Origin of the sequence: Pseudomonas sp. BTN1 (assembly GCF_001907715.1) — a bacterium.
Lineage (GTDB): Bacteria > Pseudomonadota > Gammaproteobacteria > Pseudomonadales > Pseudomonadaceae > Aquipseudomonas > Aquipseudomonas paracarnis.
In genome coordinates this window covers 202,159-214,902 of sequence record NZ_MPBM01000024.1, presented here as the reverse complement: position 1 = coordinate 214,902, position 12,744 = coordinate 202,159, and the positions used below count along the sequence as shown (strand labels likewise).

The 12,744-nt window shown below is 60.3% G+C and carries 14 protein-coding genes; 6 read left to right on the top strand and 8 right to left on the bottom strand.

Features of this window, described 5'->3' with window-relative positions:
* Positions 1 to 99 precede the first annotated feature (99 nt).
* Entirely contained in the window at positions 100 to 1,482 is a 1,383-nt protein-coding gene (locus BMH52_RS11470; protein WP_014719408.1) for a sodium:solute symporter, read from the top strand.
* A 177-nt stretch (positions 1,483 to 1,659) separates the two neighbouring features.
* On the opposite strand, the gene BMH52_RS29560 is transcribed toward BMH52_RS11470, so the two are convergent.
* A complete protein-coding gene (locus tag BMH52_RS29560) occupies positions 1,660 to 1,782 on the bottom strand; it encodes a PA1414 family protein (protein ID WP_003193089.1) in 123 nt (40 codons plus the stop codon).
* Positions 1,783 to 1,924: 142 nt separating this feature from the next.
* Entirely contained in the window at positions 1,925 to 2,818 is an 894-nt protein-coding gene (locus BMH52_RS11465; protein WP_032903115.1) for a LysR family transcriptional regulator, read from the bottom strand.
* A 104-nt stretch (positions 2,819 to 2,922) separates the two neighbouring features.
* On the opposite strand from BMH52_RS11465, the gene BMH52_RS11460 reads away from it, so the two are divergent.
* Positions 2,923 to 4,101 (top strand): MFS transporter, encoded by a 1,179-nt coding sequence (locus tag BMH52_RS11460; protein ID WP_073843746.1) that lies wholly within the window; start codon positions 2,923 to 2,925, stop codon positions 4,099 to 4,101.
* Here the strand turns inward: BMH52_RS11460 and BMH52_RS11455 are convergent.
* Together BMH52_RS11455 and BMH52_RS11450 are read right to left on the bottom strand one after the other, a co-directional pair.
* Complete coding sequence (locus tag BMH52_RS11455; protein WP_058410744.1) at positions 4,045 to 4,443, bottom strand: DUF2177 family protein; 399 nt, start codon at positions 4,441 to 4,443, stop codon at positions 4,045 to 4,047. The genes BMH52_RS11460 and BMH52_RS11455 overlap by 57 nt on opposite strands.
* 111 nt (positions 4,444 to 4,554) lie before the next feature.
* Entirely contained in the window at positions 4,555 to 5,391 is an 837-nt protein-coding gene (locus BMH52_RS11450; protein ID WP_019820451.1) for a S1 RNA-binding domain-containing protein, read from the bottom strand.
* Positions 5,392 to 5,714: 323 nt separating this feature from the next.
* On the opposite strand from BMH52_RS11450, the gene BMH52_RS11445 reads away from it, so the two are divergent.
* The 3 genes from BMH52_RS11445 to BMH52_RS11435 all read left to right on the top strand — a co-directional run bounded on the left by BMH52_RS11445 (position 5,715) and on the right by BMH52_RS11435 (position 7,762).
* Positions 5,715 to 5,894, top strand: coding sequence for a hypothetical protein (locus tag BMH52_RS11445; protein WP_003193095.1), 180 nt, complete (start codon positions 5,715 to 5,717; stop codon positions 5,892 to 5,894).
* 212 nt (positions 5,895 to 6,106) lie between these two features.
* A complete protein-coding gene (locus BMH52_RS11440) occupies positions 6,107 to 6,829 on the top strand; it encodes a TorF family putative porin (protein WP_019820453.1) in 723 nt (240 codons plus the stop codon).
* A 66-nt stretch (positions 6,830 to 6,895) separates the two neighbouring features.
* The gene (locus BMH52_RS11435; protein ID WP_073843744.1) at positions 6,896 to 7,762 is read left to right on the top strand and encodes a DUF6279 family lipoprotein; all 867 of its coding nucleotides are present in this window, start codon (positions 6,896 to 6,898) and stop codon (positions 7,760 to 7,762) included.
* A 13-nt stretch (positions 7,763 to 7,775) separates the two neighbouring features.
* Here BMH52_RS11435 and BMH52_RS11430 read toward each other — a convergent pair whose 3' ends face one another.
* The 3 genes from BMH52_RS11430 to BMH52_RS11420 form a co-directional block, all read right to left on the bottom strand.
* Positions 7,776 to 8,603, bottom strand: a complete 828-nt coding sequence (locus tag BMH52_RS11430) for a copper resistance protein B (protein WP_073843742.1) — start codon at positions 8,601 to 8,603, stop codon at positions 7,776 to 7,778.
* Positions 8,604 to 8,613: 10 nt separating this feature from the next.
* Positions 8,614 to 10,329, bottom strand: a complete 1,716-nt coding sequence (locus tag BMH52_RS11425; protein WP_073843740.1) for a copper resistance system multicopper oxidase — start codon at positions 10,327 to 10,329, stop codon at positions 8,614 to 8,616.
* A 127-nt stretch (positions 10,330 to 10,456) separates the two neighbouring features.
* The gene (locus BMH52_RS11420) at positions 10,457 to 10,846 is read right to left on the bottom strand and encodes a hypothetical protein (RefSeq protein WP_014719416.1); all 390 of its coding nucleotides are present in this window, start codon (positions 10,844 to 10,846) and stop codon (positions 10,457 to 10,459) included.
* 153 nt (positions 10,847 to 10,999) lie between these two features.
* Here BMH52_RS11420 and BMH52_RS11415 point away from each other — a divergent pair, with 153 nt between their 5' ends.
* Positions 11,000 to 11,269, top strand: coding sequence for a hypothetical protein (locus tag BMH52_RS11415; protein ID WP_072433675.1), 270 nt, complete (start codon positions 11,000 to 11,002; stop codon positions 11,267 to 11,269).
* A 64-nt stretch (positions 11,270 to 11,333) separates the two neighbouring features.
* Here the strand turns inward: BMH52_RS11415 and BMH52_RS11410 are convergent, their stop codons facing one another.
* On the bottom strand, positions 11,334 to 12,680 hold the full coding sequence (locus BMH52_RS11410) for a DEAD/DEAH box helicase (protein WP_003193110.1): 1,347 nt from the start codon (positions 12,678 to 12,680) through the stop codon (positions 11,334 to 11,336).
* Positions 12,681 to 12,744 lie beyond the last annotated feature (64 nt).

Genomic DNA, 12,744 nt, shown 5'->3' with positions numbered 1-12,744 from the left:
CAGATCCCCGACAACGATGTACCTGACTTTCGCTCGCGTGTTTACCGAGCCAGCTGCCGCCTGATCGCCCATAAAAAATATAATCGGAGAACCGCCGTCATGGCTTTGGATTTATTCGTCGTACTCATCTACGCCGCCGGCATGCTGGTGCTCGGCTACTACGGCATGCGTCGCGCCAAAACCCACGAAGACTACCTGGTCGCCGGCCGTAACCTCGGCCCGTCACTGTACATGGGCACCATGGCCGCTACGGTGCTGGGCGGTGCCTCCACCGTTGGCACCGTGCGCCTGGGGTATGTGCATGGTATTTCGGGTTTCTGGCTGTGCGCCGCGCTCGGCGCGGGCATCATTGCCCTGAACCTGTTCCTGGCCAAGCCGCTGTTGAAGCTGAAAATCTTCACCGTCACCCAGGTCCTGGAAAAACGCTACAACCCCATGGCCCGCCAGGCCAGCGCGGTGATCATGCTGGCCTACGCGCTGATGATCGGCGTGACCTCGATCCTGGCCATTGGCACCGTGCTGCAAGTGCTGTTTGACCTGCCGTTCTGGATGTCGGTACTGGTGGGCGGCGGCGTGGTGGTGGTGTATTCGACCATCGGTGGCATGTGGTCGCTGACCCTCACTGATATTGTGCAATTCGTGATCAAGACCGTCGGCCTGATGTTCATCCTGTTGCCGATCTGCCTGTACCGCGTCGGTGGCTGGGATGAACTGGTGGCCAAACTGCCGGCGTCGAACTTCAGCTTCACCGCTATCGGCTGGGACACGATCATCACCTACTTCATGATCTACTTCTTTGGCATCCTGATCGGCCAGGATATCTGGCAACGGGTCTTCACCGCCCGTGACGAAAAGGTCGCCCAGTACGCAGGCACTTTCGCCGGCTTCTATTGCATCCTGTACGGCCTGGCCTGTGCGCTGATCGGCATGGCTGCCCATGTGCTGATCCCGGACCTGGACAACGTCAACAATGCCTTCGCCGCGATCGTCAAAGCTTCGCTGCCGGACGGCATTCGCGGCCTGGTCATCGCCGCCGCGCTGGCCGCCATGATGTCCACCGCCAGCGCCGGCCTGCTCGCCGCCTCCACTGTGTTGACCGAAGACCTGCTGCCCCGCCTGCGCGGCGGCAAGGCGTCGAGCCTGCGCATCAACCGCCTGTTCACCCTGTTGACCGGCATTGCCGTGCTGGGTATCGCATTGGTGGTGAACGATGTGATCAGCGCCCTGACGCTGGCCTATAACCTGTTGGTGGGCGGTATGTTGGTACCCTTGATCGGCGCGATCTTCTGGAAGCGCGCGACCACCTCGGGCGCAATCACGTCCATGAGCCTGGGCTTTGTGACCGCGCTGGTGTTTATGTTCAAGGATGGGCTGGATGCAAACACGCCGATCTACTACAGCCTGGCAGTGGCGCTGGTGAGCTTTGTACTGGTGAGTTTGCTGTCGCGTCGGCCGGCCAAGGTGGCGGCTGCGGTGGTTTGAGCTATAACAGGGACGGGGATATTTTCTTCAGCGGGCGCGACGTCGGAGGTCGCGCCCGTTTTTTTCGCCTAGTGCAATACAACTGTGGGAGCGGGCTTGCTCGCGAAAGCGGTGTGTCATTCAACCTTTCCGTTGGCTGATACACCGCTTTCGCGAGCAAGCCCGCTCCCACATTCTTTAGCGGCGACGGGGCCGACGTTGCTCGTCATCCGTGCGAATCGGCACCGGTTGCAGCGGAGGCTCGATCAAGCCCAACGCAACGCCAAGGTCGTGGAGCCAGTTTTGGATTTTCTCTTTCATGATTGCCCCCTTTGAGGGTAGTGCTGGCCGGCGTGAGTTCTGTCGCCGTTTCCTACAGTGATAGTAGCCCTAAGTCCTAGGTAATGCTTGAAGGAAACCACAACGAACTATTACTGAATTGATCCGAATCCTGACGGATCGTTCAAGCAATCGCGCGAGTGTCTTGCACGCACAGTGGGTTGCCGTCTTGCTGCAGGTCGATCCATGCATTGAGGTTAGCGCCGAGCATACCCTTTCGCCACATCAGCCAGGTGGTCGCAGTGGCAAAAGGCCCGGTCAGCGGATGAACGGACACGCTGTCCTTGCCGGGAAGGCTTGCGAGCATGGATTCAGACATCAACGCCACGCCGGAACCTGCGATCACGCAAGCGAGCATGCCTTGGTAGGACTCGATCTCGATCGCCCGCCCCATCGCCACTCGCTCATGGGAAAACCAGGTTTCCAGGCGCGTGCGGTAGGCGCAACTGCGCCGGAACGTGAACACCGCACGGCCCGCCACATCCTGGGGGCCACGCACCGGCGGATGATCGGCCTCGCAAATCAGCACCAGGCGCTCTTCGCACAGCGGTACGCCATCCAGGGTGGTGATGGTCAGCGGGCCGTCGACGAAGGCTGCGTCCAGGCGCCCGGTAATCAGCCCTTCCAGCAACTCCCCACTGGGTGCCGACTGCACCTGAAGGTTCACCATGGGGTAAGTCTTGTGATAGCGCGCCAGCAGCTTCGGCAAATGAACTGCGGCGGTGCTGTACATGCTGCCCAATACGAAATCACCGGCCGGTTGCCCGCCTTGTACGGCGCCGTGGGCTTCATCATGCAGCGCCAGCAGGCGAGTGCTGTAGTCCAGCAGTACCTTGCCCGCCGGAGAAAGCTGCAAACGCTGGCGCTCGCGCACGAACAGGTCGACACCCAATTGCTCTTCCATTTGTTTAAGCCGGGTCGACAGGTTGGACGGCACGCGGTGCAGGCGCTCGGCGGCACGGGTAATGGAGCCCTCTTCCGCCACAGCCTGGAAAATGCGCAATTGACTGAACTCCATTACTTTCTCCAAAACTGAACAAGTTACTCACTATTATTCAATTTTACAGAAAGTCAATCCGTCTTAGCCTGCAAGGCATTCGCTTCTTTGCAGGAAACCTGAACATGTCCCCGCTGATTCGTTTACTCGCCAGCTCCGTCGCCCTGATGATGGCCATGGGCATTGGCCGCTTCGCCCTGACTCCGCAAATGCCGCATTTGCTCAGTGAAGGCCAGATCGACCTGACCGGCGCCGGCCTGCTCGCTGCCGCCAATTACCTGGGTTATTTCGTCGGCGCGGTGGACTCGATCTTTGCCCGTAGTCATCAGCATGTGCGCGGGCGCCTCTACGGCGGCTTGTGGCTGTGCGTATTGCTGACCCTGGCGTCCTACTGGGCTAACGGGTTCTGGCCGCACTTGTTGCTGCGCTTTGGCGCCGGGGTCGCCAGTGCCTGGGCCCTGGTGATGATTACCAGCCTGAGCCAGCCACTGGCGATTGCCGCCGGCCGCCCGCGCCTGGGTGCGTTGGTGTTTGCAGGGCCGGGGTTGGGGATTGTGCTGACGGGGCTGCTGGCGTTGGTTTCCAACCTATTAGGGCAAAGCTCTGCCACGCTGTGGTTGCTCTACGGGACGGTAGCGCTGGTGATGCTGCTGGCGATCCTGCCGTTTTTACCCAAGCCGGCCGTCACTGTTACCCAGATCTCCAGCGCGGGGAGCAACGGCAGCATCGCGCACCTGTGCTGGATTTATTTCCTGTACGGCCTGGGCTACATCATCCCCGCGACTTTTCTGTCGCAGATGGCCAGCGCTCAATTCAACGGGGCCTGGCAGGCCGATCTGTTCTGGCCCTGCTTTGGCCTGGCGGCCGCGCTGGGAGTGGGGGTGGCCAGCCTGCGCCGCAAGCACCCGAACACCACCCGTCGCTGGCTGATGGCGACTTTATGGCTGCAAGCGGCCGGGGTATTTGCCTGCCTGCTGGGCAATGGCTGGGGCTTGGCGCTGGGCGTGTTGCTGTGCGGTGCGCCATTTTTGGCCTGCATGCAGTTGGTGATGGCGCGATTAAGGGAGGTCGCACCCCATGGCTACCAACGCAGCACGGGGCTGCTGACCGCCAGCTTCGCCGTCGGCCAATTGAGCGGGCCACTATTGGCGTCGGTCAGCAGCCACCTCAGTGGCGGCCTGCAACCGGCGTTGGTCGCTGCCGGTACCGGGTTGTTATTAGCCGGTTCAGTACTGATCAACCGCCCTCTACCGCCGCAGCCGATTTGCACACAAGTGGCCAGCGGTGCAGCAAATGGCGGTTAGGCACGTGCCCCACGCCATGTCCATCAGCGCCAACCCGGCGGACCAGCCTTGAAGCGTGGCCCAGTTGCTCAGGTCATAGGTGCCATAGGCCACCAAGCCAAGCAAGGCGCCCAAACGCGCAGCGCGCTGCCAACTGGCGCTGGGCAAGATCACCAACACCACGCAACCGAGGACATACAGGAGATAGAACAATATCGCAGGCAACAGGCGTGGCTGATCAAGCATCAGCGTGCCGAGCAGGGATTTATAGGTGGAGCCCATGAGCACGCCAAGCCAGAGGCCGTCGAGGACCAGGAAGGCGAGCAAGGTGCCGAGGTAGGCAAAAACCGTTCTTTTCGACATGACACAACCCTGTAGGAGCGAGCTTGCTCGCGAAAAACGTACATCCGACGCCACACTGCGCCTGGAATATTTTCGCGAGCAAGCTCGCTCCTACAGGAGAGCAGCCTGTACTCAGCTTAGTTCAATGCGGTCCGCATGAATCACGATCTGCCCTTGCTTGTAGAGCGCACCAATGGCCTTCTTGAAGTTGCCCTTGCTCACGCCGAACAAGTTGCTGATCACCGCCGGGTCGCTTTTGTCGCTGACCGGCAGGGTGCCGTTGTTGTCACGCAACTTGGCGAGGATCTTCGAGTTCAGGCTGGAGGCCGCTTCCTGGCCCACCGGTTGCAGGCTCAGGCTGATGTTGCCATCGGCGCGGATCTCTTTGATGAAACCCTTCTCTTCCTTGCCCGGACGCAGGAACTTGAACACTTCGTTCTTGTGGATCAGGCCCCAGTGCTTGTTGTTGATGATCGCCTTGAAGCCCATGTCGGTGGCTTCGGCCACCAGCAGGTCGACTTCCTGGCCCACCTGGTAGTTGGCTGGCGTCTTGTCCAGGTAACGGTCAAGGCGAGCGGTGGCGGTGATGCGCTTGGTGTGCTTGTCGAGGTAGACGTGCACCACGCAATACTCACCTGCGGTCAGCTGGCGTTTTTCTTCCGAATACGGCAGCAGCAGATCCTTGGGCAAACCCCAATCAAGGAATACGCCAATGCTGTTGACTTCCACAACTTTCAAACTGGCGAATTCACCGACTTGAACTTTGGGTTTTTCGGTGGTGGCGATAAGTTTGTCATCGCTGTCCAGATAAATGAAAACGTTGAGCCAGTCTTCATCTTCACTGGGAATATCTTTAGGGATATACCGATTAGGCAAGAGGATTTCCCCATCTTGCGCACCATCGAGGTACAAACCAAAGTTAGTGTGCTTGACCACTTGCAAGCTGTTGTAGCGCCCGACTAAAGCCATTTCCAATACCCTCATTGCGTGGGCGGCATTCTACCCGAGTTGGGCCCTGCACGCGCGCGCGCCTGAAAAATCGCGGGCTGGCATGGCGTTCCAATGGCAGCGCCCCACTCGTCTGATCGTTCGGTTCACTTTGAGCAGGCCATCAGCGGGCCACCCGGCCTGTGGTTTCCAGCTAAAACAGTAAGTTAGCGCTTTATTTCGGCGTTGAACTTCGGCTATTTCCAGCGCTGGATATTAATCCTGAGGGATATTTGCCAAGCAATTGTCAAGTATTTCCTGTACGATGCCTGGCCAAGTTAATTTTCTACAGGTTAGTGGCCGCCATGCGTGTAAAAGCATCCAACAGCAAAGCAAAGCCAGCTCCCGCCGTTGAAACCAGCGAATCGATCAATAGCCAGATTGCTGCGTTCCTCAAGTCCGGCGGCGAAATCCAGCAAATTGCCAAGGGCGTGAGCGGCCAGACTTTCGGCCCGTCCAAGCAGATCAGCCTGGGCAAGAAGTAATAGTCATACCCTCGCACTGTATCTGGTCCCTAAGCGTCTTGCCTTCAAGGCGCTAGGACTAGAGTTGCAACCCCCTCCTCACACCTTCAATACGCAGCTAATCGACGAACGGGCCTCAACGCCAGGCATTCGCCGGTATCCTTGCACACGTCTAGCACGGGCATCCGCCTGAATCTTTCCGTTACTGCTCCTCGCTTTTCATGGAGTGAAGCATGCTTAAACGCTGTATTTTCGTGGTCAGCCTCCTGGTCGCCAGCCCTTTGGCCCAAGCGCATATCTTCCAGCGTGAACTGGGTGACTTCGACCTGAAATTAGGCACCACCCCCAGCCGCACCATGGCCCAGGGCCTGGTCAAGCCGACCGCCCCTGGCAGCGACTCGTTCCACGGTGGCCTGGACCTTACCCACGACAGCGGCCTGTATTTCGGCCAGTTTTCCCCAAACATGGGCCTGTCGTCGGCCAATAACCTTGAAGTCGACTCCTACATGGGCTTCAAGCGTCCGTTCGACCAGACCCTGGGCTACGAAGTCGGCTTGATCCACTACAGCTACCCCAAGGTCAGCCCCCTCGACAGCCAGGAGTTCTACGGCGGGCTGAACCTGTTGGGCAACCGCTTTGGCGTGTCCTTCAGCAACGACCCCGACCGCCAGGACAGTACCCTGTTTGCCGACCTGGGCGGTACCCAGCCTTTCGGCATCGGCGTCAGCATGAAGTACACCACCCATCAACTGGGCACACCGGTCTCGGTAGAGAACGGCGCCATCAGCAGTTTCAGCGATTGGTCGGTGCAGTTTTCCCGGGCCTGGAAAGGCATTGACCTGGACCTGATCTACAGCGGCTCCAGCCTCAGCGGCAGTGACTGCTCGGCCTACTCCGGACACAACTCGCAATGTGATGGGCTGTTGACCTTGAAGGCCGCGCGGTCGTTTTATTGATGGGCTGAACTGTCGCACCCCGCGCAGGTTCACATGCATTAACGCCCTCCATGCAAGGACCTGCCCATGTTGCGCCGGCTCAAACTCCTGATGGTACTGCTGACCCTGAGCCTGGTGCTCGCCGGCTGCAATCGCGTGGGCCTGGCCTACCGTAACCTCGACGTGATCATCCCCTGGACCCTCAACGACTACCTGGACATGAATGCCGGGCAAAAGAGCTGGTTCAACGACACCCTCAAGGAACACCTGGCCTGGCACTGCACCACGCAATTGCCTGGCTACCTGGACTGGCTCGACCGCCTGCAGCAGATGGTCGACAGTAACCAGGTCACCGACGCCGCATTGCAAACCCGTACTGTCGAAGCCAAACAGGCAATTGCCGAGATTGCTCGGGAAATCACGCCCTCAGCTGTGCAATTGCTGCAAGGCCTGGACGATCAGCAGGTCAAAGACATGAGCGATGCTCTGGCCAAGGACCTGCGCAAGCGCCAGGACGAATACCTCAAGCCACCACTGGCTCAACAAATCAAGGAACGCGCCGAGCGTATGAGCAAGCGCCTGGACGCCTGGATCGGCCCGTTGAGCCCAGGCCAGCAAAACCGCGTCACGGCCTGGTCGGCCGAGTTGGGCGCGCAAAACCAAGCGTGGATCGGCAACCGCGCCCATTGGCAGGCGCAATTTATCGAGGCGCTGCAACAACGCCACAATGCCGATTTCCCGCAGAAAATCCAGCAACTGCTGGTGGACCGCGAAAGCCTGTGGGCCCCGCAATACCGCGCCGCCTACGCACAGACCGAAGCCGCCGCGCGCGGCTTGCTCGTGGACGTGATGGCCCAAAGCTCCCCAGCGCAGCGCGTGAAACTCACCCAGAAAATCGACAAGGTCCGCAGCGACTTCCAGGCGCTCAAATGCCTGAAAAGCGCACAGTCTTGATGGATGCTTGCGGTCAGAACCATAGGCGCACGCCAACCACCCAGTGCAGTTGGTTAACGTCTTCGTCTTCGTCCCGTGCGTATTGCGCGGTCTGGCCATAAGTGCGGTTCCAGCTGAGACCGACATAAGGCGCAAACTCGCGCCGAACTTCGTAGCGCAAGCGCAGGCCCAGTTCACTTTCCGCCAAGCCCGAACCAACGCCGCGTTGCGGATCGTTCTGCGCATAGAAGTTGAGTTCGGCGGTCGGCTGCAGGATCAGGCGATTGGTGAGCAGAATGTCGTAGTCACCCTCAAGGCGTGCGGCGGTATGCCCCGATTCGCCGACAAACAACGTGGCTTCGGCCTCGAAGTTGTAGAGCGCCATGCCTTGTAGGCCAAAGGCCGCCCAGCTCTGGCTAGCACCGGGCTTGAAGTCCTGGCGCACGCCGCCGACCACATCCCACCACGGGCTGATTGCGTGCCCCCATAACGCTTGGGCTTCGGCGCTTTCAGTGCGGCCGGCGCTGCGTTCGCCTTCACTGCGTAGCCACAACCGGTCGATGTCACCGCCGACCCAACCCTTGATGTCCCAAGTCTGCGCGTTGCCGTCGCCACCCTGCCATTCCAACTGGTTGACCAGTAGCATCGAGTTGACGCCGCTGTCGTGCACCTGATGCCCTCCCGGCGCGTTGTAGACCGCTGCACGGTCTGCGTCGGTCAGCGCCGGAATCGGCGTACGGCTTTGCGTCAGCGCTGGCGTCGCCGGGCTCATGCCCTGAAATTCATCCTCGGCCGCCAACGCCCATGGGGCGAACCCCAGCGTGGCGAAAGCGATGCAAAGGGACGAGACGCAACGGTTCATGCTCGCTTCCTTATTCATGCACGCGCACCTCGCGGAACATGCCCATTTCCATGTGGTACAGCAGGTGGCAGTGATAGGCCCAGCGCCCCAAGGCATCGGCGGTGACGCGGTAACTGCGACGGGAGCCCGGTGGCATGTCGATGGTGTGTTTGCGCACCAGGAACTGGCCGTTTTCGTCCTCCAGGTCGCTCCATAAGCCATGCAGGTGAATCGGGTGGGCCATCATGGTGTCGTTGACCAGCACCACCCGCACGCGCTCGCCATAAGTCAGTTGCAAGGGCTCGGCATCGGAAAACTTCACGCCATTGAACGACCAGGCGAACTTTTCCATATGCCCGGTGAGATGCAATTCGACGGTGCGGGAGGGGTCGCGGCCATCGGGGTCTTCGAAGGTACTGCGCAGGTCGGCATAGGTGAGCACCCGGCGGCCATTGTGGCGCAGGCCGATTCCAGGGTCGTCCAGCTTGGGCACCGGGTTCATCGCCTGCATGTCTACCAGCGCGTTGTTCTGCTCGCTGGCGGGGTGTTTCTGCATCGCCATCGCGCCCATGGCACTGTGATCCATGCCTTCCATGCCCGGCATATCGGCCATGGCACCGTGGTCCATGCCGCCCATGCCCATGTCCTCCATGGTCAGCCACGGGCGCGGATCAAGCAGTGGAACTGAGGCGGTCGCTCCCATCTGCCGGGCGAGGGTGCCACGGGCATAGCCTGTGCGGTCCATGGACTGAGCAAACAGCGTGTAAGCCTCTGCCACAGGCTCGACCAGCACGTCGTAGGTTTCCGCCACGGCGATACGGAACTCGTCGACACTTACCGGCTTTACCGGCTGACCATCCGCGGCGATGACGGTCATTTTCAACCCTGGAATGCGCACATCAAAATAGGTCATCGCCGAGCCATTGATAAAACGCAGGCGAATCGTTTCCCCCGCCTTGAACACTCCGGTCCAGTTCTGTCCAGGCGGCTGGCCGTTGACCAAGTAGGTGTAGGTCTCGCCGCTGACGTCCGCAAGGTCGGTGGGGTTCATCTTCATTTGCGCCCACATCAGCCGGTCGGCAGCCGTGGCCGACCAGCCCTGCTTGCCCACATCCCGGATAAAATCGCCCAGGGTGGGTTTGTGCAGGTTGTAGTAATCGGACTGCTTCTTGAGGGTTTTCATCAGGGCGACGGGGTCTTCGTCGGTCCAGTCCGACAGCATCACCACGTAATCGCGCTGGTAGCTATAAGGCTCGGGTTCCTTGGGATCGATAACCAGCGGACCGTACACGCCCTGCTGCTCCTGAAGCCCGGAATGGCTGTGGTACCAGTAGGTGCCGTGCTGCTTGACCTTGAACTGGTAAACGTAAAGGCCGCCCGGTTCGATGCCCTTGAAGCTCAGGCCGGGCACGCCGTCCATGGTCGATGGCAACAGGATGCCGTGCCAGTGGATCGAAGTGGGCTCGCCAAGGCGGTTTTTCACGCGCAGGGTCACGGTGTCGCCCTCCCGCCAGCGTAACAGCGGGCCGGGCAGGCTGCCGTTGACGGTCAACGCGGTGCGCGGTTGGCCTGTCAGGTTGACCGGGGTCTGGTCAATAAACAGGTCAAACTCGCTGCCGGCGAGCACCGTGGGCTGGCCGGGGCTGATCAGTGCCCACACAGGGGGGCGCCAAAGCCCGAGCCCGCCCAACAGGCCGCCTGCGGCCAGGCCTTTGACGAATGTGCGTCTGGAGGTTGTGGAGTGCATGCCGATTCAAGTCCGTGAGTTGAATGGCAGCAGATTAGGAGTCGCCGGCTGTCAGCAACCTTAGCGGCAGATTACCGATTCGACAGGTTCACCCGGCACCCTCAGGGGCGCCGGGGGCATAAGAGGATCAGGCGATCTGGGCTTTTGAGGCCACTTCCGCGAACGTTGCCGGATCAAGCGCATCCGCTTGTTCATCCAACACCTGACGCGGATGATCATTGCCCGGAATCGAACTGTCGATCAGCGCCAGCAATTGCGCCCCCAGCGCCGTCAGGATGAAGTTCTCGCCATTGCCGCCCTCTTCCTCAGGCCGAGACTCAATAAAGCCACGCTTGAACAGCAGCGCCTCGTAGTCGGCAGCGGTCTTCTTCAGCGCGTCCAGGTTGCCAGTGTCCTCGCCGGCCGTCGCCTTCTCGGCCGCTTCCTGTTCGGCGTATTTGCGCGGGGCAAAGCTGCCCTCGCCGTTCTGCACTTCATGCAGCAGACGTTCGATCAGATCCCAATTGTAAGTCGTCATCCTGATTCCTCCTGCAGGCCGATGGAGTTAGCCCGTCTTAGGGAGTGACACGTTCCGGCACGGGCCGTTCAACCAAACGGACGGGCGTCATTTCTCTGAACTTTGCAGAGGTTTGCCACCTCAACTGCACATCACTGCCAAGGAAGTCCGACCATGAAAACCTTGATGAAGCTGACTCTCGCCGCCACGCTGATAAGCGCCCTGCCCGCCTGGGGCTGCACGCCCGAGGAGGCCACGACCAAGCGGGAGGAACTGGCCAAGGAAGTGTCCAAGCTCACCGAGCAGAACCCGACCAAGGCCAAGGAGATGAATGACCAGTTACAGAAGATGGACCTGGATACCGAAAGCGCCGAGTTTCCCGACAAGTGCCAGTTGATCGATGCGCGGCTCAAGGAGCTCAGAGAAGCTGCGGGGAAGCGTTGAGCACAGCGCGACGCTGATGGCGAAAAAAAACCGGACATCGTCCGGTTTTTTTAGGCCCGCCTGCTTATTCGGCAGCCGGTGCTTCTGGCTTGCGGCGCTTGAGCGGCGCCATGCCGTCCTTGCTGACGAGCGACAGGTTGTCGGTCTTCGGCCGGTTGGCGATCTTGCGCTTGGTCGGCGACTTGGCGCCGGTTTTCTTCTTGTCGCCCTTGGCGTCGGTCTTTTTCTTCTTCACGCCAACGGCCTTGCCCGACGCCTTGACCTTCTTCGGCCCGGTGTACGTGCCTTTGACTTCCTTGATGGTGCGGCGCTCGAACGACTGCTTCAGGTAGCGTTCGATGCTCGACATCAGGTTCCAGTCGCCGTGGCAGATCAGCGAGATAGCCAGGCCATCGTTGCCGGCCCGTCCGGTACGGCCGATACGGTGCACGTATTCGTCGCCGCTGCGGGGCATGTCGAAGTTGATCACCAGGTCCAGGCCGTCGACGTCGAGGCCGCGCGCGGCGACGTCGGTGGCCACCAGAATCTTCACGCCGCCCGCCTTGAGACGGTCGATGGCCAGCTTGCGGTCCTTCTGGTCTTTCTCGCCGTGCAGCACGAACGCCTTGTATTCCTGCGCAACCAGGCGCCCGTAGATACGGTCGGCGGCGGCACGGGTGTTGGTGAACACGATGGCCTTCTGGTAGGTCTCGTTGGCCAACAACCAGTTCAGGATCTGTTCTTTGTGCACGTTATGGTCAGCGGTGACGATCTGCTGACGCGTGGTGGCGTTCAGGTCGCTGACGTTGTTGACCTGCAAGTGCTCAGGGTTGTTCAGCACCTTGGCGACCATGTCGCGCAGGGTCGAACCACCGGTGGTGGCGGAGAACAGCATGGTCTGCTGGCGGTTGACGCACTCACCGACCAGACGTTGCACATCATCGGCAAAGCCCATGTCGAGCATGCGGTCGGCTTCGTCGAGCACCAGCACTTCGACTTCCTTGAGGTCGAGGTTGCCAGCGTTGAGCTGCTCGATCATGCGCCCTGGGGTGCCGATCAGGATGTCCGGTACCTTGCGCAACATCGCGGCCTGGACCTTGAAGTCTTCGCCACCGGTAATGATGCCGGACTTGATGAAGGTGAACTGCGAGAAGCGCTCGACTTCCTTCAGGGTCTGCTGGGCCAGCTCGCGGGTCGGCAGCAGGATCAGGGTCTTGATGCTGACGCGCACTTTGGCCGGGCCGATCAGGCGGTTAAGTACCGGCAGGACGAAAGCGGCGGTCTTGCCGCTGCCGGTTTGCGCCGTCACCCGCAGGTCACGCCCTTGCAGCGCGAGCGGGATGGCCGCTGCTTGCACAGGCGTAGGCTCGACAAATTTAAGCTCGGCCACGGCTTTAAGCAGGCGTTCGTGCAGGGCGAATTGGGAAAACACGGGTGCTACCTCGAAGAAATACAAATATCAGCTGCATAGGTTACCGGTTTCGGGCGCCCAAACC

What these genes read in the sequence shown, in the direction of transcription:
- BMH52_RS11460 (WP_073843746.1), top strand. Translation starts at nt 2,923, where the DNA reads ATGTCCCCGCTGATTCGTTTACTCGCCAGCTCCGTCGCCCTGATGATG.
- BMH52_RS29560 (WP_003193089.1), bottom strand. Translation starts at nt 1,782, where the DNA reads ATGAAAGAGAAAATCCAAAACTGGCTCCACGACCTTGGCGTTGCGTTG.
- BMH52_RS11445 (WP_003193095.1), top strand. Translation starts at nt 5,715, where the DNA reads ATGCGTGTAAAAGCATCCAACAGCAAAGCAAAGCCAGCTCCCGCCGTT.
- BMH52_RS11465 (WP_032903115.1), bottom strand. Translation starts at nt 2,818, where the DNA reads ATGGAGTTCAGTCAATTGCGCATTTTCCAGGCTGTGGCGGAAGAGGGC.
- BMH52_RS11470 (WP_014719408.1), top strand. Translation starts at nt 100, where the DNA reads ATGGCTTTGGATTTATTCGTCGTACTCATCTACGCCGCCGGCATGCTG.
- BMH52_RS11420 (WP_014719416.1), bottom strand. Translation starts at nt 10,846, where the DNA reads ATGACGACTTACAATTGGGATCTGATCGAACGTCTGCTGCATGAAGTG.
- BMH52_RS11450 (WP_019820451.1), bottom strand. Translation starts at nt 5,391, where the DNA reads ATGGCTTTAGTCGGGCGCTACAACAGCTTGCAAGTGGTCAAGCACACT.
- BMH52_RS11415 (WP_072433675.1), top strand. Translation starts at nt 11,000, where the DNA reads ATGAAAACCTTGATGAAGCTGACTCTCGCCGCCACGCTGATAAGCGCC.
- BMH52_RS11425 (WP_073843740.1), bottom strand. Translation starts at nt 10,329, where the DNA reads ATGCACTCCACAACCTCCAGACGCACATTCGTCAAAGGCCTGGCCGCA.
- BMH52_RS11435 (WP_073843744.1), top strand. Translation starts at nt 6,896, where the DNA reads ATGTTGCGCCGGCTCAAACTCCTGATGGTACTGCTGACCCTGAGCCTG.
- BMH52_RS11455 (WP_058410744.1), bottom strand. Translation starts at nt 4,443, where the DNA reads ATGTCGAAAAGAACGGTTTTTGCCTACCTCGGCACCTTGCTCGCCTTC.
- BMH52_RS11440 (WP_019820453.1), top strand. Translation starts at nt 6,107, where the DNA reads ATGCTTAAACGCTGTATTTTCGTGGTCAGCCTCCTGGTCGCCAGCCCT.
- BMH52_RS11430 (WP_073843742.1), bottom strand. Translation starts at nt 8,603, where the DNA reads ATGAACCGTTGCGTCTCGTCCCTTTGCATCGCTTTCGCCACGCTGGGG.